At 53.4% G+C, this 19,222-nt stretch carries 33 protein-coding genes; 31 read left to right on the forward strand and 2 right to left on the reverse strand.

All coding sequences use genetic code 11. The annotated features are described in order from the left end of the window. Window positions 1–13 precede the first annotated feature (13 nt). The 31 genes from G8759_RS31160 to G8759_RS31310 all read left to right on the forward strand — a co-directional run bounded on the left by G8759_RS31160 (window position 14) and on the right by G8759_RS31310 (window position 17,635). A complete protein-coding gene (locus G8759_RS31160; protein ID WP_167216997.1) occupies window positions 14–649 on the forward strand; it encodes a hypothetical protein in 636 nt (211 codons plus the stop codon). Then, entirely contained in the window at window positions 639–881 is a 243-nt protein-coding gene (locus tag G8759_RS31165; RefSeq protein WP_167216999.1) for a hypothetical protein, read from the forward strand. The genes G8759_RS31160 and G8759_RS31165 overlap by 11 nt, the downstream gene beginning before the upstream one ends. Beyond that, window positions 874–1,092 carry a hypothetical protein gene (locus G8759_RS31170; protein ID WP_167217001.1) on the forward strand — a complete coding sequence of 73 codons (219 nt, stop codon included), beginning with the start codon at window positions 874–876 and terminating at the stop codon, window positions 1,090–1,092. The genes G8759_RS31165 and G8759_RS31170 overlap by 8 nt, the downstream gene beginning before the upstream one ends. After that, a complete protein-coding gene (locus G8759_RS31175; RefSeq protein ID WP_167217003.1) occupies window positions 1,089–1,379 on the forward strand; it encodes a hypothetical protein in 291 nt (96 codons plus the stop codon). Before G8759_RS31170 ends, G8759_RS31175 begins: the two co-directional genes overlap by 4 nt. Window positions 1,380–1,430: 51 nt before the next feature. Further along, entirely contained in the window at window positions 1,431–2,015 is a 585-nt protein-coding gene (locus tag G8759_RS31180) for a hypothetical protein (protein WP_167217005.1), read from the forward strand. Window positions 2,016–2,058: 43 nt separating this feature from the next. Further along, window positions 2,059–2,520: a DUF3127 domain-containing protein gene (locus tag G8759_RS31185; protein WP_167217007.1), complete on the forward strand. Its 462-nt coding sequence runs from the start codon at window positions 2,059–2,061 to the stop codon at window positions 2,518–2,520. 2 nt (window positions 2,521–2,522) lie between these two features. Further along, the gene (locus tag G8759_RS31190) at window positions 2,523–2,816 is read left to right on the forward strand and encodes a hypothetical protein (protein WP_167217009.1); all 294 of its coding nucleotides are present in this window, start codon (window positions 2,523–2,525) and stop codon (window positions 2,814–2,816) included. Window positions 2,817–2,886: 70 nt separating this feature from the next. Further along, entirely contained in the window at window positions 2,887–3,096 is a 210-nt protein-coding gene (locus tag G8759_RS31195; protein ID WP_167217011.1) for a hypothetical protein, read from the forward strand. Next, a complete protein-coding gene (locus G8759_RS31200) occupies window positions 3,093–3,584 on the forward strand; it encodes a hypothetical protein (RefSeq protein ID WP_167217013.1) in 492 nt (163 codons plus the stop codon). The genes G8759_RS31195 and G8759_RS31200 overlap by 4 nt, the downstream gene beginning before the upstream one ends. Then, on the forward strand, window positions 3,568–3,939 hold the full coding sequence (locus tag G8759_RS31205) for a hypothetical protein (RefSeq protein ID WP_167217015.1): 372 nt from the start codon (window positions 3,568–3,570) through the stop codon (window positions 3,937–3,939). Before G8759_RS31200 ends, G8759_RS31205 begins: the two co-directional genes overlap by 17 nt. 2 nt (window positions 3,940–3,941) lie before the next feature. Further along, window positions 3,942–4,256, forward strand: a complete 315-nt coding sequence (locus G8759_RS31210) for a hypothetical protein (protein WP_167217017.1) — start codon at window positions 3,942–3,944, stop codon at window positions 4,254–4,256. Window positions 4,257–4,258: 2 nt separating this feature from the next. Then, a complete protein-coding gene (locus tag G8759_RS31215) occupies window positions 4,259–4,534 on the forward strand; it encodes a hypothetical protein (protein ID WP_167217019.1) in 276 nt (91 codons plus the stop codon). Further along, window positions 4,524–4,967 (forward strand): hypothetical protein, encoded by a 444-nt coding sequence (locus tag G8759_RS31220; RefSeq protein ID WP_167217021.1) that lies wholly within the window; start codon window positions 4,524–4,526, stop codon window positions 4,965–4,967. The genes G8759_RS31215 and G8759_RS31220 overlap by 11 nt, the downstream gene beginning before the upstream one ends. Continuing rightward, window positions 4,964–5,905, forward strand: a complete 942-nt coding sequence (locus G8759_RS31225) for an HNH endonuclease signature motif containing protein (protein WP_167217023.1) — start codon at window positions 4,964–4,966, stop codon at window positions 5,903–5,905. Before G8759_RS31220 ends, G8759_RS31225 begins: the two co-directional genes overlap by 4 nt. Then, window positions 5,844–6,488 carry a hypothetical protein gene (locus tag G8759_RS31230; RefSeq protein ID WP_167217025.1) on the forward strand — a complete coding sequence of 215 codons (645 nt, stop codon included), beginning with the start codon at window positions 5,844–5,846 and terminating at the stop codon, window positions 6,486–6,488. The genes G8759_RS31225 and G8759_RS31230 overlap by 62 nt, the downstream gene beginning before the upstream one ends. A gap of 3 nt (window positions 6,489–6,491) precedes the next feature. Further along, window positions 6,492–6,884: a hypothetical protein gene (locus tag G8759_RS31235; RefSeq protein WP_167217027.1), complete on the forward strand. Its 393-nt coding sequence runs from the start codon at window positions 6,492–6,494 to the stop codon at window positions 6,882–6,884. A 10-nt stretch (window positions 6,885–6,894) separates the two neighbouring features. Continuing rightward, window positions 6,895–7,317 carry a hypothetical protein gene (locus G8759_RS31240; RefSeq protein WP_167217029.1) on the forward strand — a complete coding sequence of 141 codons (423 nt, stop codon included), beginning with the start codon at window positions 6,895–6,897 and terminating at the stop codon, window positions 7,315–7,317. Between the two features lie 323 nt (window positions 7,318–7,640). Next, window positions 7,641–7,874 carry a hypothetical protein gene (locus G8759_RS31245; RefSeq protein WP_167217031.1) on the forward strand — a complete coding sequence of 78 codons (234 nt, stop codon included), beginning with the start codon at window positions 7,641–7,643 and terminating at the stop codon, window positions 7,872–7,874. A gap of 257 nt (window positions 7,875–8,131) precedes the next feature. After that, window positions 8,132–8,635, forward strand: coding sequence for a KH domain-containing protein (locus G8759_RS31250; RefSeq protein WP_167217033.1), 504 nt, complete (start codon window positions 8,132–8,134; stop codon window positions 8,633–8,635). A gap of 52 nt (window positions 8,636–8,687) precedes the next feature. Beyond that, window positions 8,688–9,170, forward strand: a complete 483-nt coding sequence (locus G8759_RS31255) for a hypothetical protein (RefSeq protein WP_167217035.1) — start codon at window positions 8,688–8,690, stop codon at window positions 9,168–9,170. A gap of 14 nt (window positions 9,171–9,184) precedes the next feature. Next, a complete protein-coding gene (locus G8759_RS31260) occupies window positions 9,185–9,499 on the forward strand; it encodes a hypothetical protein (protein WP_167217037.1) in 315 nt (104 codons plus the stop codon). 145 nt (window positions 9,500–9,644) lie between these two features. After that, complete coding sequence (locus G8759_RS31265; RefSeq protein WP_167217039.1) at window positions 9,645–11,129, forward strand: S49 family peptidase; 1,485 nt, start codon at window positions 9,645–9,647, stop codon at window positions 11,127–11,129. 78 nt (window positions 11,130–11,207) lie between these two features. Beyond that, complete coding sequence (locus G8759_RS31270; protein WP_167217041.1) at window positions 11,208–12,290, forward strand: hypothetical protein; 1,083 nt, start codon at window positions 11,208–11,210, stop codon at window positions 12,288–12,290. 96 nt (window positions 12,291–12,386) lie between these two features. Continuing rightward, the gene (locus G8759_RS31275) at window positions 12,387–12,812 is read left to right on the forward strand and encodes a hypothetical protein (RefSeq protein WP_167217042.1); all 426 of its coding nucleotides are present in this window, start codon (window positions 12,387–12,389) and stop codon (window positions 12,810–12,812) included. Window positions 12,813–12,876: 64 nt separating this feature from the next. Beyond that, window positions 12,877–13,401: a hypothetical protein gene (locus tag G8759_RS31280; protein ID WP_167217044.1), complete on the forward strand. Its 525-nt coding sequence runs from the start codon at window positions 12,877–12,879 to the stop codon at window positions 13,399–13,401. A gap of 15 nt (window positions 13,402–13,416) precedes the next feature. Further along, window positions 13,417–13,614, forward strand: a complete 198-nt coding sequence (locus tag G8759_RS31285; RefSeq protein ID WP_167217046.1) for a hypothetical protein — start codon at window positions 13,417–13,419, stop codon at window positions 13,612–13,614. 47 nt (window positions 13,615–13,661) lie between these two features. Then, entirely contained in the window at window positions 13,662–14,294 is a 633-nt protein-coding gene (locus G8759_RS31290) for a hypothetical protein (protein WP_167217048.1), read from the forward strand. A 14-nt stretch (window positions 14,295–14,308) separates the two neighbouring features. Further along, on the forward strand, window positions 14,309–15,046 hold the full coding sequence (locus G8759_RS31295) for a DNA adenine methylase (protein ID WP_167217050.1): 738 nt from the start codon (window positions 14,309–14,311) through the stop codon (window positions 15,044–15,046). Between the two features lie 15 nt (window positions 15,047–15,061). Continuing rightward, on the forward strand, window positions 15,062–15,292 hold the full coding sequence (locus G8759_RS31300) for a hypothetical protein (protein ID WP_167217052.1): 231 nt from the start codon (window positions 15,062–15,064) through the stop codon (window positions 15,290–15,292). Then, the gene (locus G8759_RS31305; protein WP_167217054.1) at window positions 15,289–15,909 is read left to right on the forward strand and encodes a hypothetical protein; all 621 of its coding nucleotides are present in this window, start codon (window positions 15,289–15,291) and stop codon (window positions 15,907–15,909) included. The genes G8759_RS31300 and G8759_RS31305 overlap by 4 nt, the downstream gene beginning before the upstream one ends. Beyond that, window positions 15,890–17,635, forward strand: a complete 1,746-nt coding sequence (locus G8759_RS31310; RefSeq protein ID WP_167217056.1) for a hypothetical protein — start codon at window positions 15,890–15,892, stop codon at window positions 17,633–17,635. The genes G8759_RS31305 and G8759_RS31310 overlap by 20 nt, the downstream gene beginning before the upstream one ends. Window positions 17,636–17,951: 316 nt before the next feature. On the opposite strand, the gene G8759_RS31315 is transcribed toward G8759_RS31310, so the two are convergent. Together G8759_RS31315 and G8759_RS31320 are read right to left on the reverse strand one after the other, a co-directional pair. Continuing rightward, window positions 17,952–18,167 (reverse strand): hypothetical protein, encoded by a 216-nt coding sequence (locus G8759_RS31315; protein WP_167217058.1) that lies wholly within the window; start codon window positions 18,165–18,167, stop codon window positions 17,952–17,954. Window positions 18,168–18,232: 65 nt separating this feature from the next. After that, complete coding sequence (locus G8759_RS31320) at window positions 18,233–19,201, reverse strand: hypothetical protein (protein WP_167217060.1); 969 nt, start codon at window positions 19,199–19,201, stop codon at window positions 18,233–18,235. Window positions 19,202–19,222 lie beyond the last annotated feature (21 nt).

Below are 19,222 nucleotides of genomic sequence, written 5' to 3' on the forward strand. Positions count from 1 at the left end.
ATCAATTTATACTATGTTCCAATACCCTGATTTTAAAGACAAACTCGACGAGATAACCATCGATCTCGAAAAGCTCGGTACCAGCGTTGCCTGCTTGGAAGATTCACGAGCGCGGGAAATTTCCAGTCGGCTTGCGGATCGTCTTCGCAAGCAACTATCTGAGCTAAAACAACAGTACAAAGCTTGGGGCGAAGAGCCCGCAGCCACGAACAGTACTTTATCAGAATCAGTGATCCCCGCCTGGCTGGTGCTGCATGATATGGGCGTCTGGGAAGTCCAGGAGATGGTGCACGGCTATCAGCTGTTCGATGGCTGCGTGAGTCGGACTGGTGTAGATACTAAAAAACTGGAGAACGAAACCTTTCCGCTCACCTTACAGGGTCTGGAGATAACGCTCAGCTGCCAGCAGCAAACGGATAAGGTGCTCGGTGCCAAAGGACTCAATTACCCCGACATCCGAAAGCGCCTGGCTGACCACTGGGAAACGATCATGCGGTATGCTCCCGATTCGCCTGGCCAGCAAAAAGCCATCAATGGCTTTAACGAATTTCTGGGACAGGTGAAAGCCAGCATTGCCCAGCAGCAGTCGATCACCGTTGAGGGGGTTTCTATTTTTTCTCATAACGATTTGAATACCGATGACAACTAAACTGCTGACCTTGTTGCACCGCTACCACGGTGATTTTCCCTCGACGCTCACCGAGCATTACCTGTATTTCCAGTCAGCGTCAGGCGAGCCACATACGGTTACCGTGGATCAAGCCTACATCATCAGTGACAGTAAACCCGGTGGTTTTCGCCAGTGCACCGAAAATTTTGACAGCTGCCTGATGGTCATCAACGCACTGGCTTTGGGAGTCGAAACGGTTAAACATGGCTGAGCTACTCGACTCCGATCGCTACGATGACAGCCGCGATGCCCTGACCCAGTGCATGTACTGCACAGACAAGGTTGCGCAGCAGCCGGGTATCAGCTCAGTCGGTAAATGTGCCCGTCACGAGGCCATCTGGCAGGAAGACATCCAGGTTGGGCTGCACAAGCAGAACCGGCTCAAGGAAATTATTTTACGCTCAAAACGAACCAGTCCATGAACCCCGACGATCAAACGCTAGAGGAGCACAAACAGCAAATGCTCGTTTTTCGCCAGACGATGAAAGAGCAGCACGGTGAGGAATTCGATACCCTGCTCAATTCCTACAAAGAAACCCTGCAAACCATCCTGGATCAGATGCCGGGCATGGCGGCCGTTGAGCTCGCCGACCAGATGGTTGATCAGCTCGATGCCGACACGACGCTCGACGAAGATGAACGGGAACTCTGGAAAGGGCTTATTGTCATCGCAGCCCTGGAAATGGACAAGTTGATCGACTTACTTTAATTCAAGTCAATTCCTTAGTGGGATACTTCTTTTACCAAAATCATGAATTGTATGGATGCTAAATTCCCAATTTTAAAAGCCCGGTTAACCATCCTGGCAACCTGTACCGTTGCCACCAGTGCTGATGTTGCCCCCGACGTAAAGGATTTATGGTCTGAGGTTTACCAGCTGGTCGATGAGCTGGAAGCTGAAGCGAATCCGGACAATGCCTATTTAGCGAAGCTCAATGATTTGCAGGCGCAGATCGGCTACAATCCGGGACCCATTAACCTGATTGCCCTGCTGGGCCTGATGGGTGAAGCTGGCGAAGTGCTGGGTGAAACTCGGCCGGAAACCGACAGCACGATCCAGGAGGATGATCGGAACCAGGTTATTGCCCTGGCCGTGGATATAACCAGGGCGATCGACGCGGCCTATACGCTGGATAGTCGAAAAAAGTACTTCCGTAACCGGGTCATGGCGGCACCGGTTTCCATCGCCACAAAGGATGAAGACGAAACGGTTTTTAATAAGGAACTCGCCGATGCCTTTTACTACGTGCTGGCGCTGGCCCGCAACCGGTCCTTAACCATTAATGATCTGGCCCGGATGAGCTACGAAAAAGTGCAGGCAAAATTTATGAATACCCCCCGCTAATCCATACCGGACAAATTAATCAATCATTACTCTGTTTATTCCCATGGCAAACCAATTAGCAATCACCGGCAAATTTCTAGGGGCCGGTACCACCAAGCAGATCGGTCAGAATAATCGCAATGTGCGCAGCTTCTGGCTCGATATCACCGACAATCCGGCCTATCCCAATACACCCGAATTCCAGCTCTTTGGCGATAAAGTGAACCTGGTCGATAACCTCAAAAAAGGCCAGACGATCGAGGTCAAATTCAATATCAACGGCCGCAAGTACCAGCGTAAGGATACGGGTAAAGACGCTGTCATGACCAACCTCGACGCCTGGCAGATTAACGTGCTCCAGATGCAGTCGGCCGCTTCGGTTCCCCCGCGCCCTGCTGCTGCACCAGCACCTGCTCCCATGACCGGCCCGGGCCAGTATGCACAGACGAGTCAAGTGGCCCAGGCTCCAGCTGGCGGCTTTCCCTTCGCGAGCACGGATGATGATAACAACGATTTACCCTTCTGATCATGGATAAGCGTTTGTTGTATTCGCAACTAGAGGAGATTCACCGCTATGATTTTGAGGTGGAATCGGACTGGGTCGAAGTCGAACTTCGCTGGCCACTGGTGCTAAAAATTACCCTGCTCCAGTCGAGTTTATTTTTGGTGCTGGTGGTTCTCCAGCTCACCCATCTGATTCACTGCTCCTGGTGGTGGATCACCCTACCCTATTGGTTGGTGCCGGCCGTGCTGCTGCTCACCCTGCTTGTACTGGTGATCACCTGGCTCCTGGGCCGATTCCTCAACCAGTTCTCCGCTTAATCTCACCTCCTCTACACGGCTCTGCTTTTTATCAGCCCGCCTGGGTAGGGGAACCTATAGCCCAAACGCCATGAAACCCGAACATTCACTGCTCTTTCAGTCCATGAACCGAAGCCTGATCGGAAACCAGTTGCCCTGGCTGTTGGCCTTGGTGAGCTTGTTGCTCTTCGACGATTATTTAAAAAATCGACGCTTTAGCCAGCTCTCCCTGGCCCATTATGCCGGGGCGTTTCTACTGGTCACGCTTCGCTATCTCAAACGAAAACTCCACAAATCGTGAAATACAAAATCGACCGACAGAGTCCAACGGGCCAACAACTCTTTGCCCTCTACGACAAGATGAACGAGTGCCGTAAAGCCGCCCAGGTAATCTGCCAGGAAGTGGGCAGCACAAGCGTGGTGACTTCAGGCGAGGTGATTGCTGGCGGCATCTGGGGCTTTGAATTTCCTGATAAGCCCAATGACTACAAGCGGGTCTATTCGCACGGAGCCCGGCATTTCTTTTTCCCCAAAGCCATCCGAAAATTCGATGATCTGCTGAAACGGATCCGTCGGCTGCCGGTGGTGCAGAAGACCGACATCAACCAGATCGTCGGCTTTGAACGCCAGGTCGTCGGCACAGCCTGGGTGCGCAGTGTCGGCTGCTCCTGGCGCAAAGACTACTGTCTGATTGACATCAACGAGAAATGCGTCTACACGCCCCGCCCCGACATGATCGAGATCACCACTTCGGAATATAACCGCTTAAAAGATGAAACAGATGAATAAGCCAACGACACCCCAATTTACCCTTGAAACCGGTCAGCGCCCGGCTTTGAATGGGCTGGAGCAACACCTGCTGAGTGTAGCCGCCCACTGGTGCGAGAACACCAGCTCGATTAACTCGATCGACGAGTTCAAAAAAAAGCTGGAGAGTGAAGCGGCCTGGTTCTGCCACGAACACAAAAAAAGCCTCACCTCCATCGAAATTGGCAGCTACGACGAAACCATGCTCTTCATCAAACCGGCGGGCCGTAACATCCGGGCTACGGCGACGATCCGGCTCACAGAGCCCGAAAACGACCTGGGCTACGAGCTCCAGCAGGCGCACAGTGCTGGCTACCATACTCCTCGCTTTCTATAGTCATGGCACGAACGCACTGCCAGTTAGAGGGCGATGAAATAGTGATTCGGTTTCATACCAAGCGGCTCTTTCGGCGGTTTCGGAAATCATCAGCCAGGAGTTATGGCATAAAAATGAAAGATAGTCGACGCTTTATCGAACTGATTATTGAAGAGATCAGTAAGGCCCGTCGACCTCATCTATTCCCAACAACGAGCGCAATCGACGAAATGCTTGATGATGTCATTGAATCGCTACTCAGTAAAATGGGGGCTGGTTATCCAGAAAAACAGACAAACTGCTTTAAGTGGGATGATGAGAACGAAACCGACAAGTAACAATGGCACACCCCTGCTGTATCTGTGGCGAAGAATGCTACTGCCACGGTGATATCGACGATTGTATTGTCTCTCTCACACCCGCTGGCTGCATCAGCTGCGGGTGTACAGAGGACGAAACCTACAGCAATGACGAATGGGACGATGATAGGCCCGATCCGAATCTGGATACACATTGCCCAGTCTGCAACCGGGAGTACGATGCGATCGACTATGAATTCCAGATCTGCCATATCTGCAAATACGAAAACACCTACGGAAATGCCAATGAGACGTGAAGATTACCCCCCTGACTGGGAGGCCATCAGCATCCAGATCCGGGAAGTTCGGGCCAAAGGCCGCTGCGAGCAATGTGGTGTCAAAAACCACGCCTATGTCTACCGACTGATAAAGGATCAGTATCGCTATGCCACGGGTTGTGAGTTGCTGCAGCTGACCGTCCTGACGCACCTCAAATCACACGGCTGGCGGATCTGGCGAGCCCTGCGTTACATGCGACTAACCAAGATTATTCTCACGGTGGCGCATCTGGACCGAGATCCAACTAACAATTCGGATGACAATCTAAAAGCGCTCTGCCAGCGCTGCCATCTGGGTTACGATATGCCTCAGCATGTGCGTAACCGCAAATACGGACGGGATCATGATCGACCTCCTCAGTTAACCTTACCCTGGTTCGATTCCAGCATCCAAACCAACGAATTGCCATGAAGATTCGATTCTTTCAACCATCCGATAATCAGCCGAGCAATAAATCGGAGCCCGCGTTCATTAGGAAAAACCAGTTTCAAACCTGGAGTGAATCCGAAAGGCAGTTTCTACGTGACAACTGGGAAACGAAAACGACGCAAGAAATTGCGGAAGCCCTGAATCGACCCAAAGCTGGCGTTCAGACCTACGCCTGGCGATTCCTAAAACTCAAAAAGTCGCCCGAGGCCAAGTTTATGGCCGCCAGTAAAGGCCAACAATCGCGTAAGGATGCCTATACCGAAGCGGAAAAACAATACCTGCGCGATCACTGGCAAACGATGACGATCCAACAGATGGCGGATGCATTGGGTCGAAAAGCCGGTTCCGTCAAGTCGATGGGACAAAAGAAGATGAGACTCAAAAAAACGCATGAGTCGCTGAGTACACTCAGTAAGCGTTTGAATGCAGGCCAGTTTAAAAAAGGCAGTATATCCTCAAACGCTATCCTTGATGAGGCCATGCCGATTCGCATTCGACACAGCCATAAAAAAAGGGGTGGGCTAGCCTATAAATGGATTCGGGTCGCCTGGAAAAAATGGATTATGTACCATGTCTATCTCTGGGAGCAGGCTTATGGCCCCGCTCCGGAAGGCATGATCGTCGTCTTCAAAAACAAAGATACCATGGACTGTCGACTCGATAACCTGGAATTGATCACCCGACAGGAACACGCCATCCGCAATTCGGGCAGTATCAATCTGCCTGACGGCTACGTCGCCCACCTGCTGGCTGTTCGAAATCCCGAGCTTCAGCAGGAGCTACTCCAGTATCCGGAACTGCTCGAGCTAAAACGCAATCAGATTCACTTAGAACGTACCCTAAAACAACTTACGGCCCATGCAAACTCAGACGCCAATAACCCAGTCCCTGCCGGATCAGATCAAGCAGACGCTTGCTAAAGCTAAAGGCAAATACTTTATTCTGCCCAGTGGCCAGACGCGCCGGCTGGATGATTTCGAGATCGACGCCAAAAACAGCACAACCACGCTGCACTTTGAGAAAGAAAAAGCCAAGTCGTTTGCTAATCTGGTCTTTCTGGAGAAATGGAACTACTACATGCCGATTTCGGCCGATCTGGCTCCCCAGGAAGCAGTGCTGGTACAAGCAACATCCATTCCTGAAGCCCGGCCTATTGTGCCCAAGCCTGCTCCCTCCGCACCCTTACCGACTCAAAAGCCAGTTGATCCCCCGGCCGTTATGGCTGAGGTTGACTCAGCTCCCATGGAAGTGGCTTCGGCCACTCCCATGCCGATCGAGCAGATCCAGCAGCACGCTACAGGCCTACTTGGTTTAGGCGATCTGGGGCGCATTCTCGACGAGCAGTTAGCGAAGGTGCAGCGGGATCCTAAAGCGATCGCTCAGGCCAAGGTGATCAATGACCTGGCTAAATCCAAGATTGATATGGCCCGGGTGCGCGTCGATGCGATCCGGCTGCTGAAAGATTTAATCAAGCCGGGCAATGATCCGGCGGCTAACAGTTAACCCATGCAAGCAACAACTGTGCAGGATCCGCTCGCCGATAAACGGGCGGACCTGGTCTTTAAAATCATGGCGGCCGTCGGCTTCATGCTCGATGCGCTGGACGCGCTGGATCATGCCACCCCCGGCGGTAAACAGCAGGTATTTCGGGCCGGACTGAAGAATGCCGCCCAGAAATTTAAACTCCAGCTCGAAACCGCTGAAGCGCACATTGCGGGCCACAACTACCACGATCGCGAGCAGGCCATGGATCAGATGGCCGAATCCTACCAGGTGATGGATAACCTGCTAACGATTATGCTCCAGGCGAGCCTGAAGCTCACGCCCGCAGCCATGGAGCTGATGAACAACGAAATGATCGGAGTCGCCACCAAATGGGGAATTAAACTGGAGGAGTAGAAGTCAAATCATGCTCAATTACACGACTAAAATCGAGGCTGCTAAAACCGTAGGAGAGATTCAGCAGACCCTTTCAAAAAATGGCGTCCGTAAAATCGTCGTCGATTACGATTCGGAGGGCAATCCAATTGCTTTGACGTTTGTCATTGACTGGAATAATATCCCGACTCTCTACGCATTGCCCTGCCGGTGGGAAGGCGTATTGAAAGTGCTCAATCGATCACCTAAAGTCACCAAGGCCAACCGCACCAAAGAGCAGGCGCTGCGCGTTGCCTGGCGAATCCTGAAGGATTGGATCGAGGCTCAGCTGGCGATCACGGAAGCCGAGCTGGCCAGCGTACCCGAAGTGTTTTTGCCCTACCTGGTGACCAGTACGGGCGACACGCTTTATAGCCGAGCGATCGCTGATCAACGCTTGCTGCCACTACCCTAACTACTCACTAATAATAATCACAATGGGGCCCGGACTATACCGACTGGGAGTTGGTGGCAACAGGCGGCTACGTTGGCCTGAAAAACTCTGGAGAGAAGTGGTAATCGCCGACCTCAAAAGCGTGACCATCTGGTCACGCTTTTAGTATATAATTGCCAGAAGGTAGGCATTATCTTCAACCTCATCGTTGCCGAGAGTTTCCGCCATCTTCCTGGCTTTACTGGTCGCCACGGAGAACAGTAAAGCCAGGCTTATACCACCGACTGGAAACAGATCCTAAAAGCATCCTGAGCTACCTTTGTGCTCTTAACCATCGTAGCGACATGGAGATCACACATGAGGTATTGATTCATCAGGGGTTTATGCCGGATACGGGCCGGCCGGGCCGCTACAATTATCGGGGCTTTCATGGCTACCTGCGGGCCTCGGCGGGTCTGTTCTTTTTTCACGGCTTCAGCTTCGGCATCGGCACGGTCACTGACCTCAAATACCTGCTGATGCTCATCGACTACCAGCATGCCTCTCCCACCTTTTCGTTTCCGCCTTCAACCAACTAACCACTAGCAGATTAGGGGTTAGTGTAGACTATTATCCTGAAAATACGACATTTAAAAAATATATGTTACTACATAGGTAGATCTACGTAGAATAATAATCCTATTTCTTAGTATATTTCGGGAGTATTTTCTGCCGCATACTCTCCGTAACTTCAATGTACTTTTCTGAACCTGTTCTTTTCGAGATACCGGTCCTGCCGCGCATCCGAAAGTACGTCACTGTCAAGCTGCGCGATAGCGCCGGCCGACCTCATCCGATGCTTGCCTGCCCGGATGCTACCAACGCCAGTTTCTGGATCTGGGCCTTATGCCAGGGCCGCAAAGCCCACCAGTTTAAGGGCTGGCAACGCCCTGAGCACCGGCGCATTGAGCAGAACCAACCTGATGACGGGCTGCTCATCGACCGGGCGGGCCGAATCATGGCTCCTCCGGAGATGACAGCCCGTCTGGGGCTGGGCATCAATCAGTTTCACGTCACCCGGCTGGAGTATCTACTGAATTACGACGAACTGGAGCTCTTTTCCGACTGGGTGGATTTTATGATCCGCAACGAGTTCATTCTTCACTGCCAGCAAAGCGCCGGGCTGATCATGCACCGGATCCGTGAGTTTCTGGATACCTACGATTTTGACGAGACCGACATGAGCGAGGCCATGATGAAGCAGACCTACCTGCGGTACCGAAAAGGCAGAAGCGCATTTGTCGCCGATGCCCAGCTGGCCAGTCAGGTTCAGTTCCGGCCGGTGCCCATCGCAGCCTAGAGTCATCACGCTTGTCGCGCTAAAGCAGCCTTGCTACGAGCAGTTTTGGGCCATGACGGACCTTCTCTTCGACGGGGCAAATAATCCAGCCGGCAATTTTCTTGTCCGGTTTGTGCCGGTGGTGGGTGTAGCGATACTACCCACCCCGGCCCCCTCTGGTCCGAATGCGGGCAGTATTGGTTCGCCGACGTTTGTGACGGGTTACCGCTGGTTCACCGCCTACGGTACCGACGAGACCAAATCCATCGAGGAGGAACAGAAACTGGACGATAACGGCTCGGTCTGGGCCATTGCCATTCAGGCCTGGCTGCCGGGTGATTCCGCCCAGCGTCGGTTGCAATTGGCTGAAATGGTCCGCCACCGCTTTCTGGTCGCTGTCGAGGACAACATTGGCCTGGTCCGTGTCTTTGGTACCAAAGTCGAGAGTCTTCAATTTACGTATCGTTTTCAGGTTGACAAACAAATGGGTGGCCGGCGCGGCTACCTGATCAGTTTTAGTGGCAGTTCAACCAGTCCTGCTCCCATTCTACTCTAAAACCCCTGCTTAGTATGCTTACAGCCCTCCTGCTCCTGCTAATGACCACCGGCTACGTGCTGGTTAAAATCCTGTCCAATCGGAAATCGTTCTGGCGATCTGGGTCGCGTCAGCCTGGCTGCCGTATCGGTTATAACCGAGTGGAAATGCCTGACCGTACTGCTTTTTTAGGCGCACTACGCCGGTTTCTGACCGCTTTTATCCAGTCAGCCTGGCTTCGGTTTAGCCGGCTGGCTCACTCCGCTCGCCGGTTCACCCAGGTTCCCCTGCTGCTGTGTCGTCAAGTATTGATGACGCTTTGTTTTGGCCGGGGCATCCTGCATGGCTAAGAAAAAAGAATACGTTACGAGGTAAATTACATGGGATTAGTTAAAGCGGCCACCTACTGGGTGGTCGCTTTTTTTGTGTCTGCGGGGTCGGCACGTCATCACGGGTGTCGCGGCCTACCTGCGTCGGGCGGGGCTACTTCGGCCCATGAATCGCAACTTTCGGACCTTCTCGGCCCTGCTTCGAACGGATTGGTGTATCGATCCCCAGTATGCCAATGATCATCTGGAGGTCGTCAACAGTTTCCTGACCGGCACTTTTTCGCCCAAACTGTTTTTTGGCGATGAGGAAGAGGAGGACGAAAAACCCCTGGCCTATGCCGTCTCCCTGATGGCAGGTTCCAGCGGCCAAACGCCTTCGCTGAGCCGCCATGACCTGGACGATCCGGATATGCCGGAAAACTCCATTCTGGTGGTACCCATCTCGGGGCCCATCTTCAAAGAAGGGTTTTGTGGTTCGGCTGGTGCCCTCGATTATGCGCAGGCTATCAATGAAGCCTACGCCAATCCCAAAATCATTGGCACCATCCAGCTGGTCGATTCGCCCGGTGGCCAGCTCTCGGGAACACCCACCCTCTACGATGCCATTCGGAATCCCGCTAAGCCCAGCATCACCCTGATTTATGATGGCATGATGGCCTCAGCGGCGCTGTGGCTCTCGGTTGGGTCCAACAAGATCTATGCTTCCCAGCCAACGGATCAGGTTGGTTCGGCGGGTGTTTTTGTCACCCTGCGCGATAACTCGGAAGCGATGGCGAAAGCGGGCTACAAAACGATCTACATCTACTCGGATCTGTCGCCCGAAAAGAACAAACCCTACCGGGAAGCCTTAGCGGGCAACACCAAGCCGATGCGGGAAGATCTCAACCAGGCTGCCAGCCATTTCCACACGGCCGTCAAAACGGGTCGTGGTGATCGGCTCAAGCCAATTGAGAAAGATGGCCCAAACCTGTTCGAGGGGGGCATGTTCTACGCCGATGAGGCCATCGAGCTGGGCCTTATCGATGGTTACGCTACGCTGGAGCAGGCAGTTGCCGAGATTGTCGAACTGCACACAAAGCGCACACATTCGGCTCCTGGCGGTCGCTATGGAGCGACTGAAATCCCTGTTTTACAGGGCACTACCCTTGATTCAACCGCGCCCACAGATGCGCCCGAGGCACCCACAACCGGTGCCATAACCGCCGAAGAGCTTACTGCTCCAGAAGCTACCCAACCCCAATCCAATCAAATCCCTACTGACATGTCTCTGTTTGGTAACAAACACAAGGTGCTCTCGAGCCTGGCTGGCGTCGAAGCTTCCGAAATCTCGGACGATCAGCTCAACGCAGTCAATGCCGAGCTGGATTCGCTCAACATCAAAGGTGTGCGCATCATCAGCACGACCTACCTCGAACAGGCGGACGCTTCGGTGGCCGAGCTGGCGACAGCCAACACAACGATCGCCACCATCACCCAGGAGCGGGATAATGCCCGCGCTGAAGCCGAGAAGTTCGGCAATCAGCCTGGTCATCTAGGCTCCAAGTCAGGCAAAGTAGCGGAAGCAACAGTGCCGACAGCGGGCGAGAAACTGATCTCCGAAGTCGATCAGGAGTTAATCGATCGCGAGAGTAAAATCAAGCGGCACGACTAAACCAGGCGCTTAGAAGCACCTGGTCAGTTCGCTGCCCGGGTGCCACACCCATCCGTAACCAATCAAGACAGCTAAAACGTGGCAACCCAATCCAACATTTCCGCTATTGCCAATTACGCCGGCGATTATTCGGCGGTAATTTTTGAGCAGGTATTTCAAAATCTCGACATCGCCAAAGATGTCGATTTGATCCAGAATCTGGACACCCCGCTCATTTTACCAAAATACACGGCTAACGATGGCGTTCGTCCCTACGACAGCACCATCACCCAGCCAAACGGTCAGGCCGGCACGTTCTCCCAGCGCACCATCACGCCCCGCACGTCGATGAAGCTGTTGAACATCATTCCGGAAGAGCTACGGGGTACGTATCTCTCGCGCGGCCTGAAAGCCAATGCGAAGGATTACCCCCTCGGCTTCGGGCAGTACTACTGGAGTCAGCAGACCAAGAAAATCGCCGACGAAATCAACCGCAACGCCTATTTCGCGGTCGATCCTCAGTCGATTACACCGTACAATGCCGGCACGGCCTATGCAGTTGGCGACAAGATCCTGTTCAGCAACGGCACGACCAACGATTACTACCAGTGCGCTGTCATCACCACGGCCGGTCAGTCACCGACCTCGACACCGGCTTCCTGGACCAACATCAACAACCGCTGCCAGGGTGCCGGTTTCGGTACGATCCTGGCCGCTGAATACGGGAGCCTGCCTGCCGCCAACAAGATCGCTACGGGTGCCATCACCGACACCAACGCGTTCGATAAAGTGGTGCTGATGTACCAGTCGATGCCCGCTGAAAAGCAGGCGCTCGGCGGTGAGTTTAAAGTGAGCTACAACGTCTATCAGAAATACCTGAATGCGTTGCTTACTAAGTTCACCAATGGCACCAGCTTCATGCAGGTACCGGGTTCTCCTTCACTGTACGTCTACGGATCGGGCAACCGCTGGATCCTGACGCCGTCTACCTGGATGGGAGCCTCGCAGCGGATCATCGTTACGCAGAAAGAAAACCTGAAAATGGGTACCGACCTCCTGTCTGATCTGAACACGATCGGCAACATGGTTCCCCATATCCACGGCTTCTACTGCAAGTTCCAGTTCATCCTGGCTTACCAGTTCGTCGATCTGGATCTGTTGTACGTCAACGATCAGGCGTAAGCCAATCCATTGCTCTCTCATTCTCTTCCGTCTGCCTGGTACAACTAGAACAAGGCGTACCAGGCAGATTCACCGGATAAAAACACGCTAGAAATCGTGGACGAAAAAGATAAAAAAATCGAAGACCTAGAAGGTGCCCTGGCCGATAAAGCCGGTCAACTGACGGCGGCGCTAAGCGCCAAAACAGACCTGGAGAAAGACTTGGTTGCCTCGAAAGCCTTCAACCTGGAACTAAAAACCCAGGTGGACGCGCAGGCCAAAACCATTCTGGCCAACGATAAGGAGCTGAGCGATGCGGCTGATATCGTCGTCGATCTGAAAAAGAAACTGGCTGAAAAGCCGGTGGCGGAGGAAAAACCGGCTTTCCCGGTCCTCAAACTGGGCAAAGACAAATTCGAATTGCTCGAACCGGCCTTCAATTACCGGGGCGTCATTGTCGATCAGGCGGCACTCGAAGCCGATAGCGATCTGCTCAAAGAGCTGATCGTCGAAGGCGTTTCGTTTTTGCGCAAAGTCAAGTAAGCCTGCACGCTGCTTTGTTATAACCGGGCTTAGACCCACCGTACCTTAAACCGTCTTTACGACAATGACTTATGCCGATCTGATCGGTCCCGATGGCACCGAGAACAACATGGGTGGAACGGCCCAGTTTCTCTATTTTACGCCCTGGATCGACATTGCCACCTTTGCCGCTCCGGCCGCATTGCCCGCCCAGCAATCGCTTCTGACGACCCCGCACACCATGAAGACGGGTAAGAAGTTTCAGACTCTCTACGTAACCATCGATACCTCCGATCTGGAGATCGCCTTAAATGGTGATATCGACGGGATCAGCTTCAAACCGACGCTGAAATGCTTCTACCCCGGCTTCTCGGACGGTATCGTCGATTTCATCAACAAGGCCAAAAACGATAAGTTTTTGTTCCTAGTCCCGCTGCCTGACGGCAAAATCGTTCAGATCGGCTCATCCCGCTTTGTGGCCTACGTCAAACCCAGTCCCAAAACGGACAAGACAACGGGTCGGGGCCGGGGTACCGAATTTGAGATCTTCTGCTTCCAGCCCGATTATTTGATTTACAATGCGGCTGTACCGCTCACGCCGGCTGCGTAATCGCCCTGACTGATCATGGCCAAAGCCAAGCCTGCACCCGCTTACCAGGTCAACGGCCTTTCTCCCCAAACGCCCGACGGGCCGATCCCGATCGAGTTCCGGGGACGAACCTACGATCTGCTGCACCTGAGTCCCGAGGAACTGGCCTTTCTGCTCCAGTATCCCGATCAGGTGCCGTATCTGATACAAGAAACCAGCCAGTCGAATGGCTAAGTAGTGGCAAAGGGCCCGGTTTTGCCGGGCCACTTTGTTTCAGCCTGATGCAAGAAACGATCGATTCACTCACCGCCTGGCTCGCCGAGCCCGATTACAACCAGGGCCTTCAGCTCTATGAGCAGCTGATCGGCTCAGGCTTCGTGTTAAGTATGCTGCAGGCCGGCGAAGACGAGTACAACTCGCTTCGTCTTTCGGTCGCTTTGCAGACCCGATTGGAGGAGCTGCTGGCTGAGCAGGCGCAGCAGGCTTCTCAGTATCCAGCCTCCCTGGCTGATCAACTGGAGCGGGCCAAACTGTTGATGGACGAACGGACGATCCTCAAGGAGCGCCTTCGGGCGCAGTACCAGCGGGGCGTCATGTATTCTGCCGATTCGCATCAGTGGGCCTTTCGGATTCTGGCCATCAAGGAAGAGCTCGACGCCATTTACGGCCGCCGGCGCTTTTACGATGCGCATGGCTATCTGCCCGAAGCCGCTCAGCTGGATACTGGCTTGTCCCCGGCCGATCTACTCAAGCGGCGCAACAGCGTCCGCACCTACATCACCAAATACCAACAGACCCTGGCCATTACCTACCAGGCTGACGCCCTTGAGCGCGTCCAGACCAAATTGGCCCAGTACCGCTCGGAGCTGCACGATCTCGACCAGCAGCTGCAGGCTTTTCAATCCAGTAACTAAACAATTTAGCAACCATGATACTGACTCGACCCGGTAACAAACGTCGCATTGCCGCCAAGATTACGCCCCATTTCCCCGACCATGACCTATTCATTGACCTATTCTTTGGCGCTGGCGGGATGTTTTTCAATAAAGAAAAGTCGAAACATAACATTGTTAACGACTTTGATTCGGAGGTCTATAACCTCTTCCAGGTCATTACAACCCGCAAAGAGGAATTAGCCCGGTTCTGGGAAATCATGCCGGTACACGAAGACCTCTGGAAATACTGGCGGGAAAACAAGGAGAGCGATCCGATCCGGAAAGCAGCCCGGTTTCTGTTCTTTTCCAATTTCGGCTTTATGGGGCGTATGGCCACCATGAAGTTTGACCGTTCCAACACCTACTGGCTGGTGCTCATGCGCCTGAGCGAAGTACAAAAACAGTTGCAGGGTGTGCAGCTGATGAACTGCGATTTTCGCGACGTCATCCGTCGGATATCGCTCCGGGACGGTGGCCACAAAAAAGCCTTCATCTACGCCGATCCACCCTACCTCGACACCAAAGGAGGCACCTATGAGGGCTTTACGAAAAACGACTCGATTGACCTGTTTACTTGTTTGCTCGAGTCCAATTGCCGCTTTGCCATCTCTGAATTCAATCACCCCTTTATTCTGCAATTAGCTCGTACCAACCAGCTCAATGTCATTGAAATCGGGGAACGACAAAATATGAAGAATCGCCGCATGGAGATTCTGATCACCAACTATTAACGCTTTACCGATGCCATGGCAGCAGAGCTAATCCAAATCACCCTTGATGAGCAGGACGAACCCGTCCTCTCATTTACCCATAATCCGGCGGCTAGTGGCATTGAGCAAAAATTGCTCGGAGCCCTGATTCGAAAAGCCAAAGCCAGCGGTGGGCTGGAGCTCCATGTTGCCCTGGTATACGGTGAGTCCGATGAGAAGCCCCTGTGGGACTATCACATCCGCGCCAAACGAGCTGAATCGCTATGAGCACCGAACTAAGCCTGGCCCAGATGCCGGCGACCAAATGGGAGGATAAGTACGATCTGGTCCTGCGCTGGGCCCGCGACGAGCGATCCGACGATGATCCCCTGCGCACGCGCATTCCGGCCGCCCTGGAACAGCAGTTTCGACGCTGGAATCAGATCTATGGCTTGCTGCAGGCCGGCACCTACAGTAAAACCACCGAACAGATCGCTGTCGTCAAAAAGACCTTTCCGGGGATATCGGACCGCACGGCCCGCAACCTGCTGGCCGATACCAAACGCTTCTTTTCGGTGCTCGATGCGCCCAACCTGGCCTGGGAACGGCTGACGCTGATCGAGGAAGTGCGCGAAGACATCAAACTGGCTCGCCAGAAAGGCGATTTCCGGTCGGTTGCCGCTCTGCGCACGCTCTATGCCAAACTTACTGGTGCCGATCAGCCCGAAGAGGTGGTGGAGAACAAAACCATCTTCAACATCATCGCCTTCAATCCCGAGCAATTGGGCGTCGAGCTGATCGATCCCGATAAGCTCGATACCATGATCCGCTCCATTACGGCCAGCGATAAAAAGAAACGCGACGATTTTTTCACCCAATTCGAGGATGTCACCGAAGCCAAGTAAAGGGTCGTTGCCCGACCGATACGATTTCGACGAGCTCCTGCAGGATGATCTGGCCGCTGGCCTTCAGCTGGCCGGCGTCGATCGGTCGGTGGTGGGCCTGGCTGATGACGTCCAGGTGGTGCATCGCCATTACAACAAACCCCAGATGCGCTCGATGCTCGTCGGCGCTTCGGAGGAATATGCCGTCTGGGGCCGGGGAACGGGCAAATCCGAGGGCCTGATCGCTCCTCGAACCTTTCGGAATGTGGAAGTCATGCCCCGGGGCCATGGCTGTTTTGTCGGCGCCACGTATCTGCAATTACTGGAGCGGACCCTACCACCGGTCATCAAGGGTTGGGAAGCGATGGGCATGGTGCGGGGCCGTGATTTCTGGGTTCGGGAAAAACCACCCAAAAAACTAAACATTCCCCAGCCCATTGTGGGGCCGATTACCACCGAACACTGCATTTTCTTTCGCAATGGGGCCGTGGCCAGTATGGTCTCTCAGGACCGGCCGGGTTCTTCGAATGGTAAAACAGTGCACTGGATTGCCGGCGATGAAGCCAAATTCCTCAATAAACCCAAGCTCGACAGCGAGCTGCTGTTGACCAACCGGGGGGATGATCGCTATTTCGGGGGCAAGCCCGAATTTCATAGCCTGCTCTTCTGCACCGATATGCCGACCTCGAAGTCGGCTATGTGGATCCTGGAACAGGACAAACGCATGGAGCCTGAGCGGATTGCGGCTATTTTAACGATCCGCTACCAGATCTATGCGCTCTATGAGCAGCTACTGGCCTATCCGGCCAAACGCAAAGCCATCCAGAACGCGATTGCCAAACTTCAGGCCCAGTGGGATGAGCTGCGTAAGAATGCCGTTTATTTTTCGGAAGCCTCGACGCTGGACAACATCCACGGCTTTGGCTTTAAAGCCCTGGCGGACGTCAAGGCCCGGCTGCCCCGATTTATCTTCGAGACGGCCGTCTTAAACCGGCGTCCCTTCCTGACCGAAGCCGCGTTCTACCCCGATCTGGACGAGCATCATTTTTACGATAGCCTGGATTATTCCTACATCGACAAATTCAACAATGATGACTTTGGGAAGGGCAAATTCAACGATTGTCGCAAGGATAATGATCTGGACAAATCCCTGCCGCTGGACGTGGCGCTGGATTACGGGGCCAGCATCAACACCCTACTAACAGGCCAACCCCGGGGCCGCCAGTATCGAATCCTCAAGGAGCTCTATGTGACCCACCCCGATCGACTGGAGGATCTGGCCAAAGCGTTCTGTGCCTACTACCGACACTATCCCACCAAAGAGGTCAACTACTTCTATGACCACACGGCCACGGGTACCTCAGCCATCAGCAACAAATCACCGCGCGATATCTTTGCTGACTACCTGGAGAAGGAAGGCTGGGTCGTCAACCTGGAATACCTGGGCCATACCGATGATCCCGAGAAGCGTTATGAGTTATGGGGCCGTTGCCTGAGAGGTGGCGATGTCGATAACTATGATGTGCGCTTCAACCGGCAGAACACGGAGTATGTCCGGGTGAGTATGCAGCAGGCCCAGATTGCCCAGGGTGCAACGGGCTTTAAGAAAGACAAGGCTGATGAGAAGAATAAGGAGATCGATCAGCGGCAGACAACTCACTTCTCGGACTGCGCCGATACGCTACTGGTTGGTGCTCATGATAAGCACAAGAGCCAGGCACTAATGAGCTTCGATGCCATCTTCTAAGCCGACTACTCATTGCAATTCCTCGAAGGGCTGGCCATTGGTCAGCCTTTTTTCATGCTGTTTTGCGTGGCAACACCCCACCTCTATCATATATGATCACCCCCTCCAATTGCAATTGCATTTTGTGCCAGTGCGTGGCAATGGGGGGCATAGTGGCAAAAACGGGTGTTTTTCGCCTATTTTTTGGGCTAAATCGCCCAAAATCAGCTCCTTAACCTCTTCAGCGTTTGCAAAAATTGAGTTGTGGCGTCCCGTAGCGGTATCGAAAACGGGTTTAAGCATCTGCCAATCAGTTGATTAGACTGCCCTTGATTTTTCAGCTCGCTGCGATCCAGATTTCGGGTTGCTGAATCTGCCAGCCAGCCTCCTGCAGCAGGGCCCGACGCTTGTCGAGGCTAATGGTTTCACCCTTGGTGAGCTTGTAAAGCAGCCGCCGGCGCTGGCTCTGCGGCCGGCCGGTCTTTCGCCAATAATAGGGACTGCTGACGAGCCGTTCGAACGCTTTTTCGACGGAAAATGGAGTCGATCGCATGGGAGTCGATACAAAAAACGTCCCAATTCGGGACGCTTTTTGGGAGGCCAGTGAGAGAAAATGGATTAATTATGGCGCTCGTTGATCACATCGGGATCGCTGGCTTCATCGCCCCAGGCGGTGACGATCAGGAATCCTTCTTTAACGGAAGCCAGCACAATCGGATCCTCAATAAGCCATTTTTTATACTCCGCTTCGGTCATGGTACCGCCCATGTAGCTTCGTTGAACAAACTGATCAGCAGTAGCCGCAATCCCATAGCCATCGCCTACTAGTTTTTTGTGTTTGGACTGGCTGATTTCCTGCCGGAACCGGGCCATATCGTTCACATTTTTATCGGGTATGTTGCCGATAAATTCGATGGTTGGCTTAAAGATAAGCCCGTACTTAGCCAGCACTTTCGTTAACGAATCCAGCGTAATAAATTTATAATTGGGAAACAGCAGCGCGTATTTCTGGGCCGCCTGGTGATCGGCCAGACGCGTTTTATGGGTCAACTTCGCCTTTTCAAAAGCAAGGGATCGCCGGCTATAATCAGTAACCTCCTCCAGGTTAATAAAACCCATGTCCATCAGCGTCTGGATCCGGTCCGATCGTACCGGTTCTGGCTGGGTAAAGGCTTCGGGCTGCAGCAGGAGCGTGTCGGCCTCCCCATAAAGTTCACTGTGGATTTGAGCCGCGCTGATGCGCTGAGGTTCACGATGTATACGGCTGGTCGGGTGTATACCGTCAGGTATACCGCCAGGTATACCGCCAGGTATACCGCCAGCGGAAACATAAAAACCACCGCCAATACCGGCCATATTGAACAGGTTAACGCCACTTAATTCAAAAACCTCGATTTTGCGCCCCGGGTCAATCAAGGCTTCGTAGGTTCTGGGTAAAGGCTCCGGAGATACGCCCATGTACATTTCAGCAAAATCGAATGTAACCTGGCGCTGCTCGTTTTGGGCTGTCTGGTGGCGACTGGCCCCACTGTAGTCTGGTTTGGCTCCGACGATACCGCCTTGCTGCCAGGGTTGTCTTGCACTCATACAAATACGGTTTTGGTTTTC

The organism is Spirosoma aureum (genome assembly GCF_011604685.1).
GTDB lineage: Bacteria > Bacteroidota > Bacteroidia > Cytophagales > Spirosomataceae > Spirosoma > Spirosoma aureum.